Origin of the sequence: Tomitella biformata AHU 1821 (assembly GCF_000524475.1) — a bacterium.
Classification (GTDB): Bacteria; Actinomycetota; Actinomycetes; order Mycobacteriales; family Mycobacteriaceae; genus Tomitella; species Tomitella biformata.
In genome coordinates this window covers 31,129-50,571 of the sequence record NZ_BAVQ01000088.1, presented here as the reverse complement: position 1 = coordinate 50,571, position 19,443 = coordinate 31,129, and the positions used below count along the sequence as shown (strand labels likewise).

Genomic DNA, 19,443 nt, shown 5'->3' with positions numbered 1-19,443 from the left:
GCGGGGGGGCCCCCCGGGTGGCCCCGGGGCCCCCCGCCGTGCCCACCCCTCAACTTCACGTAACCGGCTCTGATCTTGGGATTTGTTGAAAATTCAATCCGAACAAATTTTCGCTTTTCCCTCGAGAATCGATGCGAGTCCGGTAAAATTAGGATATTCGTTCGATAGCAGGGGGTGCTCACAATGCCAGTGGAATCATCCGCTCTGCCGCCCGCCGACACGGTCTCTGTCGCGGGGCTCATCGACAACATCCGCGGCCGCGACCACCGCCAATCCCGCCTGGCCTGGGAGATCTACACCGACATCGAGCGCATCCACGCCCTCACCCTGGACCGGCCGCCCGAGCTCGACACCCGAGTGTTCGACCACTTCGCGAACTCCTCCGCACTATTGGGCGCGGTCAACCACATCGACAAATCCCACGCCGACGCCCTCGTCAACGAGGCGCTCGCCCTGGTCCACCGGATCCCGCTGACCGGCCTCTGCCTCTACGACGGCATCATCAACCAACGCCAGTTCCAACTACTGGTGTCGGTCACCGACCTGGTCGACGGCTGGCCCAGCGCCCCCGATGTCGACAAGCAGATCGCCAAAGATCTGCAGGACAACGGGCCCGGGTCGACTCGCCGCCTCCGGGACCTGACGAAACGGGCGATCTTCGCGCATGACCCGGACGCCGTCCGCCGCCGCGCGGAACAGGCCCGGGCCCGGCGCACCGCCACCGTCCGGCCAAGACCCGACGGGATGGCGCATCTCGGGATCACCGCCCCCGCCGAGGACGCCCAGCTCGCGATGGCCGCGGTCGAGGCGCTCATCGCCGCCGCGATCTGCCCCCACGATCCGCGCAAGAAGAACGCCCGCCGCTCCGACGCGGCGATGAACACCCTCCAAGGCATCCCGCTGGTGTGCCAATGCGGCCGCGAGGATTGCACCGCCACACCACGCGGGGCGGGGATGAGTGATCTGCATGCGCGGATTGTGGTGCATGTGATCTGCCAGGACGGGACGCTCGGCGGGGACAGCCATGACGGTGGCGGCCCAGATGAAGGCGGCCCGCAGGACAGCCCAGACGGCGGTCCCGGCAGTGAGGATCCGGGCGGTGACGGCTCGGACGACGGCCCGGGAGACGACGGTCCCAGCGACGACGGACCACACAACAGCGGACCTGAGTGCGGTGGGGACGCGGAGCGTCCGGGGTTCCTCGACGGCTATGGCGTCATCACCGCCGACCACGTCCGGGCTATCGCCCAGCGGCCCGACGCGATTATCCGGCCGTTGAACCCGAAGCCGGGGCAGGCGCTCCCCACCCATCAGCCGGGGGACCCGTACCGTTTCTCTGCCGCTTTAGACACGTTTATCCGGGCGAGGGATGGCTATTGTGTGTTCGCGGGTTGCAATAAGCCGGCCTGGGCGTGCGATCTTGACCATGTCGATGAGTTCAACCACGACGATCCGGCGGCGGGCGGGCAGACCAGTGCGGGCGGTGCCAACGCCAAATGCCGCTATCACCATCTGATCAAGACGTTCGGGGAGTGGCTTGATGATCAGTTCGTCGACGCTGACGGGCGGACCCGTGTCACGGTGACCAGCCCGGATGGTGTCACGATCGAGGGGCGCGGGCACACCAACGAGATGTTGTTTCCGGCGTTGCGGACGGTGCGGTTCCAGAAACCGCCGCCACGGGGACCGACTACCCCGGCGGCTGACGATCCCAACAATGGTTCCGGTCCTCGGCGTACCCGCACTAGGACGGCGGACAAGCATGCGCGGCGGCGCCGTGAGCGTGAGCTCAACCGCCGATTCCGCGAGCTCCACGATTTCGGCCCGCCACCCGATGACCGCCGATGATCGGACGGGAAGGTCCGAACAAACCTATGGCTGCTCGACATGGGCATTGGCCCCGCAGGGCGGCCCTCTCCCGGCAGCGCATAATGGGCCAGCGCGATCCTTGGACACACCAAGGCCGCTCAACGCCATTCAGCACGTGACTAATATGTACGAGTCCCCAGCTCTACGCCGGTCCCGTCCAACCAGTACTGAGGGTGGCCGCCGAGTCGATTAGACGCTGGCTGACCGACCACGCGCCCACACCCCGGCCCTCGCCGTGCAGGCGATGGCAGGGTTCCTCTGCGAGATCGACGACATCCCCACCCAGACGAAGGAGCATTGATGGACAACACGATCATCATCGCCCGCGTCGCACTGGGGCTTGGCCTCGGCGCGATGGTCGGCATCGAACGGCAATGGCGCGCGCGGATGGCGGGCCTGCGCACCAACGCCCTCGTGAGCCTCGGTTCCGCCCTCTTCGTGGTCATGGGCGCGTACAGCTTCGACGGCCCCGATGCGGACCCCACCCGCGTCGCCGCGCAAATCGTCTCCGGCATCGGCTTCCTCGGCGCCGGCGTGATCATGAAGCAGGGTGCCACGGTGACCGGCATCAACACCGCGGCGACGCTGTGGGCCGCGGCCGCGGTCGGCGCGCTCGCCGGCAGCGGCATGTACTGGGCAGCGGTCATCGGCACGGTCGCGATCATGGCCGCGAACACCCTGCTGCGCCCCCTCAGCCGGGTGATGGACCGTCAACCGTTACGCGTGGGCCGCGAGATGCCCTCCGCCGACTACGTTTTCGAGGTGACCTGCCGCAAAGAGGCCGAACCCCACGTGCGCCGGCTGACGGTCCAGGCGATCAGCAGGCCCGAGTTCCAACTGCGATCGGTCCGCTCCTCCCGAACCGAAAAAGGCACAGTCACCGTCCTCGCGGAACTCACCGCGACCGAGCGCGACGACGCCCTCCTAGAGGACGCCGTCAGCCGCCTCAGCCTCGAGCCCCTGGTCACACACGTCGCGTGGAGCGTGAGCCAACCCGACGCCGAGCCCCTCTTCGACAGCGACTAGCGGGCTGGCCGGCGCACTCAGAGCAGGATCTGCGAGGCGATGAAGAAGTAGATCAACACGCCGACCCCATCGCAGATGCTGGTGATCAGCGGGGCGCTCGCGCTGGCCGGATCAAGCTTCATCTTCGTCAGCAGGAATGGCAGCGACATCCCGATCACGGACCCGACGATCACCACGATGACCATCGTCAGCGCCACCACGACCGCCACTGCGGTCCCGCCCCGGATCACGCCGAGGACCGCGACGGCCACGGCCATGCTCAACCCCAGCAGCAGGGCCACCGAGATCTCCTTGACGAGGAACTTGCGCCAATCCTTCAGCAGCACATCACCTGTCGCGAGGGCACGGACCATCAGCGTTGCGGCCTGGGAGCCGGCGTTGCCGCCGCTGTCGATCAGCAGCGGGAGGAAGAACACCAGCGCGACCACGCTCTGGATCAGGTCCTCGTAGTGCGCGATGCCCGCCCCGGAGAACACGTTCCCGAAGACCAGCACCACGAGCCACACCACCCGGCTGCGGTAGAGCGCCAGCACACTGGCATCGCGCAGGGACTTGGTGAGCCCGCCGGCGGAGCTCATCCGGCGGAAGTCCTCGGTGGTCTCGTCCTCCTGGATATCGGCTGCGCGGTCTGCCGTCACCGCGCCGAGGAGGGCGCCGTGTTCGATGATGGGGATCGCGGCCAGGTCGTGGTCCTGCAATAGCCGCACGGCCTCCACCTGGTCGTCGAGCGGGGCCACCGAGACCACCGCCGTCTCGGAGATCTCCGATAGCGGGGTCGAGGGCGCGGTCACCACCAGATTTCGAAAGGACAGCACGCCGACCACCGCCCCATCGTCGTCCAACAGATAGATGTACTTCGCCGCCTCGGCTTGAGAAGCGCCGCGGCGCAGTATCTTCACCGCGTCCTCGGCAGTGGTGGTGTGCGGCAGGGTGAGGAGCGAGGGCGTCATACTCGCAGCCGCGGAGTCCGCCGGCCAGCGCAGCAGGGTTGTCAGCGCCGCACGGTGGCGCTGGCCCATCGCCGCCAGCACTGGCTCGCCGCGGCCCTCGGGGAGCCGCCGAATGAGCTGCGATCCGTGGCTGACTGGCAGGTGCTCGAGGGCCCCGGCAACTGTGGTGGCCTCCAACACGGCCAGCGTGCTCGCCGCGGCACCGAAATCGACCGCGCCGAGCAGGGCCGCGACGACAGTGGGCGAGCTGTTGGCGGCTACCGCCTGAATCTGTTCCAGGCCCAGGTCCCGGACCTGCTTGGACCTCTCCGTGGGGTCCGGAGTGTCCTCGATCCACGCGAGGACGTCAGCCGCCGGATCACGCAGCAGGCGCTCGGAGAGGCTGTCCGTCCGCTCGGGTGTGGTGACGATGATGTGGGAAGTTCTCATGATGGTGCTCCAAGAATGGGCAAGCGCGCATGACGAATCCACGCCGTCACAGAAAACTATTGCAGCCCAACGATTTTGGGCAGCACAAGATGAGCCCGTGACGGGCATTGGGAATGGATCGGCCGCAGATCGGCGCCAGCGGAAGATCAGGCCGGGTGGGGCCTGGGATCAGTGGCTAAGCGTGGGGCGCGGGCATACTGCCGCACCCTTGAATTTATGACTTCGACTACTCATGTCGGCACCTCCCGCATTCGCGTCCGGACCGGCCGGACGATCGACTATTTCTAGGCAGGGCGAAAACCGGGGATAGATTTCGTCAGGACAGGGCTGTCGAGCGGCCGAGTCATCCTCCACGTCAGAGCTTTGGCACTGTGCGACGTAATCCTCACCGACGGTGGAGATGTCGGATCCGAAGCCACTTGGGGTCAACCCTTACGCCGGGAGGACCTGTCCTAACCTGCCGCCGTCTCTCGACACGCGTCAGACCAGTGGCCTGTATTCGCACAGGAGCCTCACCGAACGAGGTCTGCGTCCAGCACGTTAGCCCAGATCACGGGAAAAGTCAGGCTAGGAGATCAGCGCGCCCTGCTCGGAGGCCCGCACCAGCTCCGCGTAGCCGCCATCCTGAGCCAGGAGGGTCCGGTGATCGCCCAACTCCACGATGCGGCCATGATCAACCAGGGCGATCTGCTCCGCGGACCGGACAGTGGAGAGCCGGTGCGCGATCAACACCGTTGTGCGCCCGGCCATTAGCGAGTCGAGGGCCTGCTGCACGGCAGACTCGGTGCGGTTGTCGAGGGCGCTGGTGGCCTCGTCGAGCACGAGGATCGGCGGGTTCCGCAGGACCGTCCGCGCGATAGCGATGCGCTGCTTCTCGCCGCCGGAGAAGCGGTAGCCGCGCTCACCGACGAGCGTGTCGTAGCCCTCGTCGAGGCCCATGATGAACTCGTGGATCTGCGCCACGCGGGCGGCGTCCTCGATCTCGGCATCGGTGGCGTCGGGCTTGGTGAAGCGCAGGTTCTCGCGGATGGTGGCGTGGAACAGGTAGGTCTCCTGGGAGACGACGCCAATCAGATCAGCCACCGCGTCGAGAGTCAGATCACGCAGGCTGACGCCGTTGATGCGCACCGCGCCCAGGGTGGGGTCGTAGAGCCGGGCGGTGAGGTAGCCCAGCGTGGTCTTGCCGGATCCGGTATGCCCCACCAGTGCCAGCGTCGTTCCGCCCGGGACGGTCAACGCGATGTCGGTGAGCGTCGGGGCGGAGGCGCCCGGGTAGGTGAATCCGACGTCGTCGAACGTGAGCGTGGCGCCGTCGCGGCGGACGTCCTCGCGGGTGAGCGGGACCGGCTCCGCGGGGTCGGTGATCTCCACGGGCAGGTCCTGGTACTGGAAGATGCGGCCGAACAGCGCCATGGAGCTCTGCACCTCCACGCCCGTGTTGAGCAGCTGCATCACCGGGCGGAAGAGCTGCATCTGCAAGGTGGTGAAGGCCACGAGGGTGCCAACGGTGATCGCGCCGCCCCGAGACATGGTGAAGCCGGCGAACCAGTAGACCAGCGCGGGCATCACGGCAAACGAGATTGAGATCGTCGCCATCCGCCACTTGCCGGCCATCATCGACGCGAGCTCGACGTCGGCCACCTCGCTGGAGGTGGCCTCGAACTCGCGGGTCAGGCCCTTGCCAGCGCCGGTGGTCTTGCCCAGCAGGATGCCGCTGACCGACAGCGACTCCTCGATCTGCACGGACAACTCCGAGAGCAGGCGTTGGCGCCGGCCCGAGATGCGGCGGCGCTCCTGGCCGACCTTGCGGGCGATGCGCACGAACACCGGCAGGATGATGAGGGAGAAGATCGCGAGCTGCCAGTTCAGGAAGAACAGCGCGAAGACGGTGGCGACGACGGTGGTCGCGTTCTGTGCGATCGAGGTCGCGGTGTTGGTGACCACCGACTGCATGCCGCCGATGTCGTTGGCGATGCGGGATTGGATCTCGCCGGTGCGGGTGCGGGCGAAGAAGCCGAGGGACTGGCGCTGCAGGTGGGTGTAGACGCTCACACGGAGGTCATGCATCAGGGACTGGCCGACCTTGTTGGACAACCAGGTCTGCGCGACGCCCAGGATGCTCGTCGCGACGGCCACCGCGACCATGCCGGCGGCCAGCCAGGTGATCAGCGGGAAGTTGTGGTCCGGAATGCCGTGGTCGAGCATCGCGCGCAGCATGAACGGCGAGGCCAGCGCGATGATCGCGCTGACGGTGATGACGGCGGTGACGACGGCGATCATCCGTCGATAGGGCGTGAACAGCGCGAGCACCCGACGCGGCGGCGCGGGCAGCGCATCCTCGCCGTTGAGCGGCTCGAACTTCTGGCGGGCGGCGCCGCGACGGCCCCCGCCGCCAGCCCCGCCCATGCGGAATCCCATATCTCCGGGTCCCATGTGGACCTCCTTGCTCCGCTATTGCGGTGGTAACCTCACTATGAGGCTACAACATCATTCCGCTGGAGGTATTCCCGTGCAGTCCCCCGAGAGATCCCCAGGGAACTCAGACACCGGCACCCTGGCCGACGTTTTCATGACCGTCGCTCGCCAGGTCCGCCGCCGCCAGATGCACGCGCTAGAGCCGATGGGCATCAACCCGTCCCAGGCCAGAGCCCTGCGGGCGCTCGCCCGGGCAGGGCATCCACTCCGCTCCGGAGAGCTCGCGGAGCGCCTGCGCATCCAGGCCCGCTCCGGCACGGACGTGATCGACGGGCTCGAGGCCGGGGGGCTCGTGCGCCGCGAGCCCGACCCCGCCGACCGGCGCGCCGTCCAGGTGGAACTGACCCCTGCGGGCGTCGAACTGGCCAAGCAGATCGGGGCGGCCCAGCGTTCCGCCTCCGCCGAATTCTTCGCTGTGCTGCCCGCCACTGAGCAAGAGGCCCTACGCTCGCTGCTGGACCACCTAACCGAGGAGTGCCAGTGACCATCCGCATCGGCGTGCAACTGCAGCCCCAGCACGCGCCCGACTACCAGCTGATCCGTGACGCGCTGCTGCGCGCGGAGGACGCCGGGGTGGACGCGGCCTTCAACTGGGACCACTTCTACCCGCTGTACCCGGACAAGCACGGCAACACCGACGGCGCGCACTTCGAGTGCTGGACGATGCTCGGGGCGTGGGCGGAGCAGACCTCGCGGATCCAGATCGGCGCGCTGGTCTCCGCCACCGGCTACCGCAACCCGGACCTGGTCGCGGACATGGCGCGCACCGTGGACCACATCAGCGGCGGCCGCCTGATCCTGGGCGTCGGCGCCGGCTGGTTCGCCAAGGATTACGAGGAGTACGGCTACGAGTTCGGCACGGCCGGCTCCCGCATCGGCCTACTCGGTGAGAACCTGGACCGCATCGCCGCCCGCCTCCCGAAGCTGGACCCGCCCCCGACGCGCCAGATCCCGGTGCTGATCGGCGGCGGCGGGATCCGCAAGACCCTCCGGCAGGTCGCCAAGCACGCGAATATCTGGCACTCCTTCGAGTCCCTCGAGAGCTACCGCACCAAATCTGCTGCGCTCATTGACCATTGCGCTGAGGTGGGCCGCAATCCGACAGACATCGAGCACTCCGCGCCATGGCCGAAGCCCGAGGGCGGGCGCAGCGCGGAGGAGCGGGCCGACGAGTTCGCCGCCGAGGGCGTCAGCCTGTTCACCGTCGACACCGGCGGGCCGGACTACGACTTCGAGGAGCTTCAGGCGGCGCTGGCCTGGCGCGACGCCCGCAGCTAGGCGGCAGCCGCGCAACACGCAAAAACGGTCGTCGCGGCTGCCCCACACACAGGGAGTCGCGACGACCGTTGGCGCTATGTCAGGCGTTGGCCTGCGCGGCGGCGGCCTTCTCCAGAGCTTCCAGAATGCCGAAGGACAGGAAGGTCATCGGGCCCTTGTCCTCGAACTTCTTGGTGACGTTGCCGGAGAGCCCGTCCACCAGGGTGAGGTCGCTGACCAGGTCTAGCTTGAGCTGCGGGCTGCCCTCGGTGAAGTCCATGTCGGCCAGGTCGGCCCACACGATGTTCGGGCGGGTCGTCGACTCGAAGACGAAGCGCCTGTTCGTCAGGTCGCTGACGGTCTGCCAGATCGTCTGCGACGCGTCGGGCTTGCCGGGATCCGGGATGCGGAACGGCTGCGCGGCGTTGCGGATGACGCTGAACATCGCGGCGATGGCCTCGAGCTGCGTCTTCGGCTGGGCCAGCCGGTTGACGTAGTAGGAGGCCCGGGCGAAGCGGTCTGCCGCGAGGGTCGAGCCGGGCAAGGGCTGGTCGCCGCCGAGGCCCTCGAACTGCTTGACCAGCTCAATCTGCTGGTCGAACGTCGGGGAGTTTGTCATAACCCGGTGGTCGCGGCTGTGGTAGACCACCGGCTTGCCGTCCACGTACTCGATGATGGCCGAGTCGCCGGTCGCGTCGTCCAGGGCCAGGTGGATGGCCGGGGGCTTGCCGCCGGTGGGATCGGGCATCTGGATGACCTGGACCTCGTTCGCCGTGACCCAGTCGACGGCCTCGGCGACGGTCTCGAAGTTGTCCAGGAAGTACTGCAGCCAGATGGCCTGGCTCAGCTTGACGCCCGACTCCGTGGGGTCGCTATAGGTGGACTCGGCAAGCCAGAGCACGTGCCCGGCCATGCCGACCTCGTTGATGCCGTCGACCGAAATCATGTCGAAGGCGCTGGCGATGACGCTGCCGTACTTCGAGGTCCAGCTCAGCTCGCCCTTGACGCCGTCATCGCGCTTGATTCCACGCGGCTGCGTCCACAAGTTGGTGTCGAGGTCCTTGTGGAAATCCATATTGCGGCCGACGAGGACCGCTCCATTGGCATCTGGCCAGATCACACGAGTGCACATGTTTGTGGTGGCTACCTTCGTTGAGTGGGGACGGTTGAGCCTCAAACCTGGCGGACGACTAAGGAATCCCGAAAATTAAATGAGCCTAGATACCTATTGCGCCCACGGAAAGAAACCACAACCGAGTCTAGCGAAGCTCAAAACGCCACGATCTCCGATACGCGTTCACCGGATAATAAGCGTCCGCGAATTTCCTGGAATCCCCCCTATCTATAGGGACAACGTCGTCGAATAGGGCTTGCGTCGATAACCCCGGCACCCGCGACCGCACTGGTCGATTATCCTGCGTATCTGAGGTTTTCCGCCCGCAACAGCGACGATCCCCACGCATCGCCAGCCGAGGTGGTGAAATTTCGACGTGAGGATGGGCCGTCACGGTCCCGCCACACAGGTTTGTCCTATTTAGATAAGAACAGGGGAAGGTGGACTCAGCCGACCAGCCTGGGCCACGCAGCCCCGACGGCTGGGGGGTTGACCGCGCCAGGGAAGTCGGAGCACACACATCCCATTGCCGCCGAACCATTAGGATGCCAAGGGGAACGAAACGCTTAGTAGTCACCGTCGCCGGCCGTCTGCGACGCTCATTTATAAAGGGGTTCACCATGATCGTCCTGCACAACGCGCGCCTCATCGATGGGAACGGCGGCGAGCCGGTATCCGACGCCGTGGTCCAGATCGACGGCGGCAAGATCGCCTACGCGGGCCCGGCCTCTGGCGCACCGCAGATCGACGAGGCGAAGCAGCCGGTCAAGGTCGACGTGGAGGGCAACACCATCTGCCCCGGATTCTTCGACGTCCACGTCCACCTCGCGCTGCCCGGCACCAAGGGGTCGCCGATCATGGCCGCGATGGTCCCGGAGTCGTACCGCCACTTCCAGCTGATCGACCGCCTGAAGGCGACGGTGGAGGCCGGCGTCACCACCGTGCGCGACATGATGGGCGTGGACGTGGGCGTGCGCGATGCCGTCGCGCACGGCCTGATCGAGGGGCCGCGCCTGCTGGTCGCCGATAAGATGCTCAGCCAGACGGGCGGGCACGCCGACTTCCATCTGCCGTCCGGCGTCGACGGCACCGGGATCCTCGGCGGCAAGCTGGTCGACACGGTCGACGAGGCCCGGATCGAGGCCCGCGAGCTGCTGCGCGAGGGCGTGGACCACATCAAGGTGGCCTCCAGCGGTGGCGTCAGCTCGCCCAGCGATGACCCGGATTGGCTGGGCGCCCGCGAGGAGCTCGTCGCCGCGCTGGTCGAGGAGGCCCATAACTACGGTGGCCGCCCGGTGGCCGCCCACGCGATCGGCTTGGCGGGCATCACCTCCGCAGTCAAGGCCGGGGTTCGCAGCATCGAGCACGGCTACGCCCTCACCGACGAGCTCCGCAAGGAGATGGTCGAGCGCGGCCAGTTCCTGGTGCCGACGCTGCTGGAGACCCTCAGCGCGGACACCGCCACCCCGCAGGCGGTCGCCAAGGGCGAGAAGTGGCATGCGATCGCGCAGGAGTCGATCCGCGCGTCGGTGCAGGCGGGTATCAAGATCGCCCTCGGCACCGATGCCGGCCTGGTGCCCGACCATGGCACCAACCTGCAGGAGATGGGCCTGCTGGTGAAGTTCGGCGGGATGACCTCGCTGCAGGCCATCACCGCGGGCACCCGGACGTCGGCCGAGCTGTGCGGGCTCGCCGACACCCTCGGCACCCTGGAGGCCGGCAAGATCGCCGACGTGGTCGTCGTCAAGGGCGACCCGAGCCTCGACGCCGGCCTGTTGGGCGATAACGACAACATCCTGCTGGTGCTCAAGGAGGGCAAGGCCAAGAGCAACCGCGGCGCCTTCGCCGTCTGAGTTCGACTGCCCTGAACAGACGCCCGGCCGCCGCGGATCCACGGATCCGCGGCGGCCGTTGTCAGCTTGGCACGCCCGCCCTCGCGCTGCCGTCGAGCAGGATCTGCGCGACGAGGCGGGGATCGTCGTACATCGGCACATGCCCCAGGCCGGGGTAGACGGTGACCTCCGCCTGCGGGAAGACGCGCCGCACGCCGCGCGCCTCCCAGGCTGGCAACACCAGATCCCGTCGGCCCCAGGCGACGGTGATGGGGATCGCGGGGTCTACCTGCGGCGTGAAGGAGAAGTCGGCGCTCAGGCCGCGGTCGATCACCGTGTTCGTCAGCAGCGCGGCGGCGTCGATCTTCGCGATCTCCACGGGGGTCCGCCACGGCTTGGCCAGGAACACGCCCAGGCCGACGCTGCGGCCGACGGCGCTCTCCAGCAACACGTCACGTTTGCCGCCGAGCCTCCGGGTGGCCCAGCGCAGCGTACGGAAGGTGTTGACCGCCCGCGCCTGGTCCAGGGAGTTGCTGAAGAAGCCCGCGGGCGAGATGGCGGTGGCCGACGCGACCAGGCCCTCGGCGGCCGCCTCGAGGGCGAACCAGCCGCCGAGCGAGTTGCCCGCGACGTGCGCCTTCTCGCCGGGCGCGACCTGCTCGAGGAACTCCGCCATCAGGTCGAGGCCGATACGCAGGGGATCCGCACCGGCGGGCATCTCGGGGGAGTCACCGTGGCCGGGCAGGTCGACGGTGATCACCCGTCGATGCGGGGTGAGCAGGTCGAGCACCGGGTCCCAGGCGTGGCGGCGATGGACGACGCCGTGCACGAGGAGCAGGGGAGGGCCTTCGCCGCGAATGTCATGTGCCAGCTGCATCAGGTAAGTGTGACTCATTGACACGGTAACTTTCAATAGATGGCCGTGAACCCGCAGCTCATCCGGATCCGGTCAGCGCCGGAACCCCTCCTCCCTGGCCAGTGCCAGCGCGGTGAGCGTGGCGTTCACTGGGACGTCGAGGCCCACCCGAGCCGCCGCACGAGGCACGGCACCGTTGATGACGGCGATCTCGCTCACTCGCCCCGCCTCGTGATCCAGTAGCGCGGAGGGCTTGGCCGCAGGCATCTGCGCCCCGAACTCACGGACCAGTGCCGCCGGATCCGCCACGTCGATCGCGATGCCAAGTGCCGTCGCCGTCCGCCAGGCCTCGATCCCGGCCGCCACGCTCACCGGGCCCATCTGCGGATGCGAAAGCACCTCCCCGACAGTGAGTCCGGTCAGCGCGCATGGGGCGCTGTAGGCGGCGTTGCAGATCAGTTTCTCCCACTGCATCGCCGCGATGTCGTCGACAGCCTGGCAGTCAAACCCGCCGGCCCGCCAGGCCGCGGCGACCCGCTCCACCGCGGCCGGATCGAGATCTGAATACGCGCCGAAGCGCAGGGCCCGCATCGCGTTGTGGTGCACCTGGCCGGGGCCGCGCAGAGCCGCGCCGAAGCCGCTGGCGATGCCGACGGCGAGCCGGTCCGCGCCCACCCTGCTCGCGACCTCGTCCGCCGATCCAAGACCGTTCTGGATGGTGAGCACGACGGTGTCCGCGCCGAGCAGCCCGCCGATGGAGGCGGCGGCCTCGGGCACCGCGGCGGCCTTGACGGCGAGGATGACGAGATCAACCTCCTCGTCGGGCGGCGTCTCAAAGGCGCGCACCGACGCGAGCAGGGTGCCGTCGGGCCCCTCGACTCTCAGGCCCGAGAGGGCGATGGCCCGCATGTGATCGGCCCAGGAGTCGACGACAAGCACGATGTGTCCCGCGGCCGAGAGCCGGCCGGCATACACCGAGCCCATCGCGCCGCAGCCGACAACGGCGATCCGCAGTATCGGGCTCATGCCTATCGAGCTCAAGCGACCAGCCTCGAGATCTCGGCGGCGAGGTTATCCTTGGCCTCCAGCCCGAAGCCGGGATGCTCCGCCGGGCTGACCGTCCCCTCGCCGATCGCGCAGTCCGGGCTGTACCCGCCGAACGGCTGGAACACACCGGGGTAGGCCTCGCAGCCGCCGAGCCCGAGGCCGACGACTATGTGCAGGTTGAGCAGGTGGCCTCCGTGCGGCATCGCGGCGGTGCGGTCGAAGCCGTGCTCTTCCATCAGCGCGATCATCTTGACGTACTCGGTGAGCCCATAGCTCAGGCCCGCGTCCATCTGCAAGATGTCGCGGTCCGGGCGCAGGCCGCCGAAGCGGAGCATATTCTCCACATCCTGACGTGAGAAGAGGTTCTCCCCGGTCGCGAGCACGCCGGGGTACATCTCGCCGAGGTCGCGGTGCAGGGCGTAGTCGAGCGGGTCCACGGGCTCCTCGTACCAGCGCAGCCCGTACGACGCCATCGCCTCCGCATAGGCCAGGGCCTGGGCACGGTCGAAGCGGCCGTTGGCGTCGACCGCCAGATGGCGTCCGGACCCCGCGACGTCGATCGCCGCCTCGATGCGGAGCATGTCCTCCGCCAAGGTCTTGCCGCCGATCTTGATCTTCACGGCGGAGTAGCCGGCGTCGAGGAAGTCGCCGATCTCGGCGCGCAGCAGACCGAGGTCATCGCCGTCGCGGTAATAGCCGCCGGCCGCGTAGACCGGAACGCCCCCAGAGACCGGCTCGCGCCCATGGGCGCGGGCGATGGTCGCGTAGGCAGGCTCGTCGCCATACTTGGCAAGCAGGTCCCAGCAGGCCAACTCGATCGCACTGGCCGCGGCAGCCCGGTCACCGTGGCCGCCGGGCTTCTCGTCGGTGAGCGCGCAGGCGAGGACCCGCGCCGGGTCCAGCAGACCCGTCTCCGGGGAAAGCAGGGAGTCGGGATCCGCTTCCAGGATGCGGGGGATCATCCGCTCCCGCAGGATCCCGCCCTGGGAGTGCCGGCCGATCGAGTTGAACGCGACGCCCACCAGTGGCCGGCCATCTCGCACCACATCGGTGAAGATCGCCACGAGGGAGACCTTGTGCTGGTCGAAGCTCACGACCGCGTTCGAGATCGCCCCGGCCAGCGGGCCGGCAACCTCGCGGATTTCGGTGATCCTCACTATTTCTCCACTTTCGTTGTCACGGCCAGATTCATTGTCATGGCCGGCCCAGATCGGCCGGCGTGGCGAAGGCCCCGCGCACCGCGGTCGCCGCGGCCACCGGCGGCGAGACCAGGTGCGTGCGCCCGCCCGCGCCCTGGCGACCCTCGAAGTTGCGATTGGTCGTGGACGCGCTGCGCTCGCCGCGGCCCAGCCGATCCGGGTTCATGCCGGTGCACATCGAGCAGCCGGGCAGCCGCCATTCGAAGCCGGCGGCGGTGAACACCTGGTCCAGCCCCTCCCGCTCGGCCTGCTTGCGCACCGCCATGGAGCCGGGCACCACCAGCGCCCGCACGCCTGCGGCGACCCGGCGGCCCCGCAGGACCTCCGCGGCCGCCCGCAGATCCTCGATGCGCCCGTTGGTGCAGGAGCCGATGAACACAGTGTCGACGGTGACGGAGCGCATCGGCGTGCCCGCCGCCAAGCCCATATAGTCCAGCGCCGCGGCCATCCGCGCCCGCTCGCCCGCGTCGGCGATCAGGCTCGGATCCGGCACGGCGCCGTCCACGGGGGCCACCTGGTCCGGGGTCGTGCCCCAGGACATGAACGGGGCGACGGTGGCCGCGTCCAGATTGATCTCGCGGTCGAAGCGGGCCCCGGGATCCGTGCGCAGCGCCGCCCATTGCTCGACGGCGTCCGCCCAGTCCGCGCCGGCCGGGGCGTGCGGGCGCCCGCGCAGATAGTCGAGGGTGCGCTGATCCGGCGCGATCATGCCGGCCCGGGCTCCCATCTCAATACTCATGTTGCACAGCGTCATTCGGCTCTCCATCGAGAGGGCGGCGATCGCCGAGCCCCGGTACTCGATGATGTGGCCGCTGGCCCCGTTGGTGCCGAGCTGGCGGATGACAGCCAGCGCGAGGTCCTTCGCGGTGGCGCCGTCGGGCAGCTCCCCGCTGACGGTGACGGCCAGGCCCCGGGGCCGCGCCAGCCGCAGGGTCTGGGTGGCCAGCACGTGCTCCACCTCGCTGCTGCCGATGCCGATGGCCAGCGCCCCGAACGCCCCGTGGGTGGAAGTGTGCGAGTCGCCGCAGACGATGGTCATGCCGGGCTGGCTCAGCCCCTGCTCCGGCCCGATCACGTGCACAATGCCCTGCCCGGCCTGCCCCATCGAGTGGCAGGGCACACCGAATTCCGCGCAGTTCGCGCGCAGCGCGCTGAGCTGCGCACGGCTCTCCGGGTCGGCGACGGGCCAGGTCAGGCTGTGTGTGGGCACGTTATGGTCCTCGGTCGCCACCGTGAGGTCCGGGCGGCGCACCGGCCGGCCCGCCGCCCGCAGGCCGTCGAAGGCCTGCGGGGAGGTGACCTCGTGCAGCAGGTGCAGGTCCACGTACAGCAGGTCCGGCTCGCCGCCGGCGCCCGGCACGGCGACGTGGGCGTCCCACACCTTGTGCGCCAGCGTGCGGCCGGACCCCGTCATGCCATCGCCGTCGGCCGCAGGGTGGTGTCCGTGTGGTCCAACTGGGACTGCATCAGCTGGGTGAGCATCTCGACCTTGAACTGCGTGTGATCGGCGTCGTGCCAACGGTTCTCGAGCTCGAGGGGGTCTGCCACGTGGTCGTAGAGCTCGCCGTCCGCCAGGCCGTGGAAGACGCTGATGCGGCCGCGGTCGGTGATCGCGGTGCGGATCTGGAGGGGCCGGCCGGCGCGGCAGGCGTCGAACATCTGGTCCTCCTCGATGTACACCGCCTGGCGCACTGTAGCGCCGGGGTCCGCGAGCACGCCGCGCAGGCTGGCGCCCTGCATGCCCCGGTAGCCCTCGACGCCCGCCAGGTCCAGCACCGTAGGGCCCACGTCCAGGGAGGAGGCGAACGATTCGCTGGCACTGGCCTCAATGCCCGGCCCGGCGATGACCAACGGCACCCGCACACAGCCCTCGTAGTGCATGCCGAGCTTGAGCATCATCCCGTGGTCGCCGAACATGTCGCCGTGATCACTGGTGATGATCACGATCGTGTTCTCCATCAGGTCGTTATCCGCCAGCGCGGCAAGGACTTTCCCGACCGCGTCGTCGATGAAGCTGATGGCCCCGTACTCCTTGGCCGCCGCCTCCCGGTACTGCTCCTCGGAGGGGGAGAACGGCGCCATCTCGCCGCCGACCTGCTCCCCGCGCCGCCGGAGCAGGGCCCGCATCCGGGGCATCGACGTCTCGTGGGGGTCGTGGAAGGTGGCGGGCAGCTCGATGTCCGCGGGGTCGTACATCGAATAGTAATCGCCGGGCGGGGTGAAGGGGTGGTGCGGGTCAGGAAAGGAGCATTGCAGGAAGAACGGCTCGCCGGCCTGCGCCGCCTCGGTGATCAGCGCCGCGCTGCGGGCCCCCACCCAGGCAGTCGGGTACACCTCGGCGGGCATGTCCGGCTGGTAGATCTGCCCCCAGTCCGTGGCGGTGTCCCGGGCGTGTTCCAGGCCGCGGCGGCCCAGGTCGAAACCCTGCTCCCACAGCCAGTGCTCATAGTGCCCGCCGCAGTAGTCGGAGTGGTCGATGGCGAGCTCGGTGTGGCTGAAACCGTAGTAGTCGGCGGGCATCTCGACCCAGCCCGCGCGGTGGCGCTCGATGTCCTCCCACTTATCCCAGCCGTCCTCGCGGCGGCGGTCCTCGCCGGGCTTCGGGGGCTGGTCGGCGGTCATCTTCGCCGCGAACTCCGGCTGGTGGCCGATGTTCTGGAAATGCGCCTTACCGACGAGCATCGTGCGGTAGCCCTCGTCGCGCAGTGCCCGCACGAACGTGTTGGCATCCGGGTCCAGAGCGATCCCGTTATAACGGGTGCCATGGGCTGAGGGCACCCGCGAGGTGAGCAGGCTCGACCGGTTCGGCATACACACCGGGTTCGCCACATAGGCGCGGTCGAAACGGGCACCGCGTTCCGCGATCGAGTCCAGATTCGGGGTGCGGACCACGGTGTTGCCTCCGAAGCCCAGATGGTCGGCGCGCAGCTGGTCCGCCATGATCAGGACGACATTCGGCTGGGTCATGACACGGCCCGCGTCTCGTCGGCCCAGAACTTCTCCCGCAGGGTGCGCTTGAGGATCTTGCCGGTGGCGTTGCGCGGCAGCTCGTCCAGGAACTCGACGGTGGTGGGGCACTTGAACCCGGCTAGTTGGCCGCGGCTCCACTCCTTGATGGCGTCGGCGCTCTCAGCCCCGCCCACCCTCAGCACCAGGACCGCGTGCACGGACTCGCCCCAGCGCGGGTCTGGGATGCCGATGACGGAGGCCTCCGCGACGTCCGGGTGACGGTGCAGCGCAGCCTCGACCTCGGCCGGGTACACGTTCTCGCCGCCGGAGACGATCATGTCCTTCTTGCGGTCGACGATGGTGATGTAGCCGTCGGCGTCGCGGACGGCGATGTCGCCGATGTGCCAGAAGCCGTCCTTGTCGATGGCCGCCGCCGTCTCCGCGGGGTTGTTCCAGTAGCCGTCGAACGGCTCGGACCCGCGGACGATCAGCTCGCCTGGCTCCCCGTCGGGCACGTCCTCGAGATTGTCGTCGACAATGCGGACCTCCCAGTTCAGGGCGGCCTTGCCGGCGGTGTTCAGGTGCGGGGACTCCGGGTACTGGTCCGCGGGGTCGAGCGTGGTGATGGGGAAGCCGCCGGTCTCGGTGGAGCCGTAGTTCTGGCGGAAGCGGCAGCCCAGAGCCTCGATGGCCGCGCGCAGAGCCTCCGGGGAGATGGACGACGCGCCGTAGCCGATCTCCACCAGCGAGGACAGGTCCGCCGGGGTCTCGCGGCCGCGGAGCTCCTCGACGACCATCGCGATGGCGCTGGGCACGAGGTTGGTGAAGTTGATCTGCTTGTCCACGATCGCGTCCACGAATTCCTTTGGGCGGAAAGCGGATTGGATGTAGGTGGTGCCGCCGGTGAATAGCGGATAGGTGACGTTGGCGAGCCCGGCCATGTGGAACAGCGGCATCGCCCGCAGGTGCCGCGCACCCTCCTGCGCCTCCGGGACCACCAGCTTGAGGTAGGTGCCACTGGCGACGAGACGGGCGTTGGAGATGGCGACGAGCTTGGGCACCGCGCCGGTGGTGCCGCTGGTGTGCAGCAGGACGAAGGGCTTATTGCCCGCCATCGAACCGGCAGGCCATGCGGGGACCGGGCCGTGGAAATCATCGGACGCGCGGCCGGAGATCAGGCCGTCGGTGCCCGCGGCCCGCAGCACCACGCGGGGCAGGCCGGGGGCGGCGGCGTTGAGCAGGGCCAGGTTCTCGGCGTCAGCGAGGACGGCGGCGGGCCGCATCACGTCGAGCAGCGCGGCGAGCTCCGGCGGTGCCAACCGCCAGTTCACGGCCGCGGCGATGGCGCCGGCGCGGTTGAGCGCATACATGTGGGAGATCCAGTCGACGCGGTTGCGCGCGAGGATCGCGACGACGTCGCCGGGCCCCACGCCCTGCGCGGCCCAGCCGCCGGCGAGGCGCTCGACCTCCTCGTGCAGCTCGCGGTACGTCAGCTGCTGGCCGCGGTCGTCGGCCAGCGCCAGCAAATCGGGGTGCCGCTCGGCGCGCCAGCGCAGGAGATGTGCCCAGGAGAGCATGTGACTGCCTTTCGTGAGGGTTAGTTCGCCGTGGCGGCGAGCGCGCGGCGGATCTCGCGCTTGCGTCGCTGCTCGGCGGGGTCATAGCTGGGGGCGGCGTCGAGGAGCAGCCGCGTGTAGTCGTTCTGCGGGTCCTGATAGACCTGCTCGGCGGGGCCCTCCTCGACGAGCTTGCCGTGGTACATCACCGCGAGGCGGTCGCTCATGTGTCGCATCAGCCCGAGGTCGTGGCCGATGAACAGGTACGCCACCCCGGTCTCGCGCTGGACGCGGTTGAGCAGGTTGACGATGGTGGACTGGGTGGACACGTCGAGGGCGCTCACCGGCTCGTCGCACACGATCAGCTCCGGCTCAGTGGCCAGGGCCCGGGCGATGCCGATGCGCTGGCGCTGACCGCCGGAGAAGGCCGCCGGGCGCTGGTGGTCCAGCGCCGGGTCCAAGCCCACCAGCTGCAGCAGCTCGGCCACCCGGGCCTCGATGGCGCCCGAGTTCATCTTGGCCTCGTGCACCCGCAGTGGCTCGGCCACGATGTCGCGGACCGTCCACGACGGGTTCAGGCTGGCCGTGGGGTCCTGGAAGATCGCCTGGACCTTGCTGCGGTACCACTTGGGCACGCGGCCGAACTCCGTCACCTCCGTGCCCTGGAACTTGATACTGCCAGACTCGGGGCGCACCAGGCGCAGGACCGAGCGGGCCACCGTCGTCTTGCCGGAGCCGGACTCGCCGACGAGGCCCAGCGTCTGGCCCGGCTCGATGCGCAGGCTCACATCGTCGACGGCCACGAACGGGGCCGTCTTGCGGAACAGTCCTGAGCTCTTGAAGGTGACGCGGAGGTTCTCAATCTGCAGCAGTGCGGACATGTC

General features: G+C 68.6%; 15 protein-coding genes and 1 riboswitch. Of the genes, 5 read left to right on the top strand and 10 right to left on the bottom strand.

The window, feature by feature from the left end:
- Nucleotides 1-189 precede the first annotated feature (189 nt).
- Entirely contained in the window at nucleotides 190-1,848 is a 1,659-nt protein-coding gene (locus TBIF_RS22090) for a DUF222 domain-containing protein (protein ID WP_235174944.1), read from the top strand.
- 321 nt (nucleotides 1,849-2,169) lie between these two features.
- Complete coding sequence (locus tag TBIF_RS22085; RefSeq protein ID WP_024796916.1) at nucleotides 2,170-2,895, top strand: MgtC/SapB family protein; 726 nt, start codon at nucleotides 2,170-2,172, stop codon at nucleotides 2,893-2,895.
- A 17-nt stretch (nucleotides 2,896-2,912) separates the two neighbouring features.
- Here TBIF_RS22085 and mgtE read toward each other — a convergent pair whose 3' ends face one another.
- On the bottom strand, nucleotides 2,913-4,274 hold the full coding sequence (gene mgtE / locus TBIF_RS22080; RefSeq protein WP_024796915.1) for a magnesium transporter: 1,362 nt from the start codon (nucleotides 4,272-4,274) through the stop codon (nucleotides 2,913-2,915).
- Between the two features lie 341 nt (nucleotides 4,275-4,615).
- Nucleotides 4,616-4,805, bottom strand: a riboswitch (M-box (ykoK) riboswitch).
- Nucleotides 4,806-4,841: 36 nt separating this feature from the next.
- Nucleotides 4,842-6,554 (bottom strand): ABC transporter ATP-binding protein, encoded by a 1,713-nt coding sequence (locus TBIF_RS22075; protein WP_051461723.1) that lies wholly within the window; start codon nucleotides 6,552-6,554, stop codon nucleotides 4,842-4,844.
- Nucleotides 6,555-6,843: 289 nt separating this feature from the next.
- Here TBIF_RS22075 and TBIF_RS22070 point away from each other — a divergent pair, with 289 nt between their 5' ends.
- A complete protein-coding gene (locus TBIF_RS22070) occupies nucleotides 6,844-7,233 on the top strand; it encodes a MarR family winged helix-turn-helix transcriptional regulator (RefSeq protein WP_051461722.1) in 390 nt (129 codons plus the stop codon).
- A complete protein-coding gene (locus tag TBIF_RS22065; protein ID WP_084611854.1) occupies nucleotides 7,224-8,027 on the top strand; it encodes an LLM class F420-dependent oxidoreductase in 804 nt (267 codons plus the stop codon). The genes TBIF_RS22070 and TBIF_RS22065 overlap by 10 nt, the downstream gene beginning before the upstream one ends.
- Nucleotides 8,028-8,106: 79 nt before the next feature.
- Here TBIF_RS22065 and TBIF_RS22060 read toward each other — a convergent pair whose 3' ends face one another.
- Nucleotides 8,107-9,138: a linear amide C-N hydrolase gene (locus tag TBIF_RS22060; RefSeq protein WP_024796911.1), complete on the bottom strand. Its 1,032-nt coding sequence runs from the start codon at nucleotides 9,136-9,138 to the stop codon at nucleotides 8,107-8,109.
- A 602-nt stretch (nucleotides 9,139-9,740) separates the two neighbouring features.
- Here TBIF_RS22060 and TBIF_RS22055 point away from each other — a divergent pair.
- Nucleotides 9,741-10,973: a metal-dependent hydrolase family protein gene (locus TBIF_RS22055; protein WP_024796910.1), complete on the top strand. Its 1,233-nt coding sequence runs from the start codon at nucleotides 9,741-9,743 to the stop codon at nucleotides 10,971-10,973.
- Nucleotides 10,974-11,034: 61 nt separating this feature from the next.
- On the opposite strand, the gene TBIF_RS22050 is transcribed toward TBIF_RS22055, so the two are convergent.
- From TBIF_RS22050 to TBIF_RS22020, 7 genes are all read right to left on the bottom strand, one after another.
- Nucleotides 11,035-11,829 carry an alpha/beta fold hydrolase gene (locus TBIF_RS22050; RefSeq protein ID WP_024796909.1) on the bottom strand — a complete coding sequence of 265 codons (795 nt, stop codon included), beginning with the start codon at nucleotides 11,827-11,829 and terminating at the stop codon, nucleotides 11,035-11,037.
- 72 nt (nucleotides 11,830-11,901) lie between these two features.
- Nucleotides 11,902-12,822 carry a ketopantoate reductase family protein gene (locus TBIF_RS22045; RefSeq protein WP_024796908.1) on the bottom strand — a complete coding sequence of 307 codons (921 nt, stop codon included), beginning with the start codon at nucleotides 12,820-12,822 and terminating at the stop codon, nucleotides 11,902-11,904.
- A 23-nt stretch (nucleotides 12,823-12,845) separates the two neighbouring features.
- Nucleotides 12,846-14,015 (bottom strand): enolase C-terminal domain-like protein, encoded by a 1,170-nt coding sequence (locus TBIF_RS22040; protein ID WP_038172380.1) that lies wholly within the window; start codon nucleotides 14,013-14,015, stop codon nucleotides 12,846-12,848.
- A 34-nt stretch (nucleotides 14,016-14,049) separates the two neighbouring features.
- Nucleotides 14,050-15,468: a 3-isopropylmalate dehydratase large subunit gene (gene leuC, locus TBIF_RS22035; RefSeq protein WP_024796906.1), complete on the bottom strand. Its 1,419-nt coding sequence runs from the start codon at nucleotides 15,466-15,468 to the stop codon at nucleotides 14,050-14,052.
- Nucleotides 15,465-17,021: a sulfatase family protein gene (locus TBIF_RS22030; RefSeq protein ID WP_024796905.1), complete on the bottom strand. Its 1,557-nt coding sequence runs from the start codon at nucleotides 17,019-17,021 to the stop codon at nucleotides 15,465-15,467. Before TBIF_RS22030 ends, leuC begins: the two co-directional genes overlap by 4 nt.
- Complete coding sequence (locus TBIF_RS22025; RefSeq protein WP_024796904.1) at nucleotides 17,018-18,580, bottom strand: class I adenylate-forming enzyme family protein; 1,563 nt, start codon at nucleotides 18,578-18,580, stop codon at nucleotides 17,018-17,020. The genes TBIF_RS22030 and TBIF_RS22025 overlap by 4 nt, the downstream gene beginning before the upstream one ends.
- A gap of 20 nt (nucleotides 18,581-18,600) precedes the next feature.
- On the bottom strand, nucleotides 18,601-19,440 hold the full coding sequence (locus tag TBIF_RS22020; RefSeq protein WP_024796903.1) for an ATP-binding cassette domain-containing protein: 840 nt from the start codon (nucleotides 19,438-19,440) through the stop codon (nucleotides 18,601-18,603).
- Nucleotides 19,441-19,443: the final 3 nt, after the last annotated feature.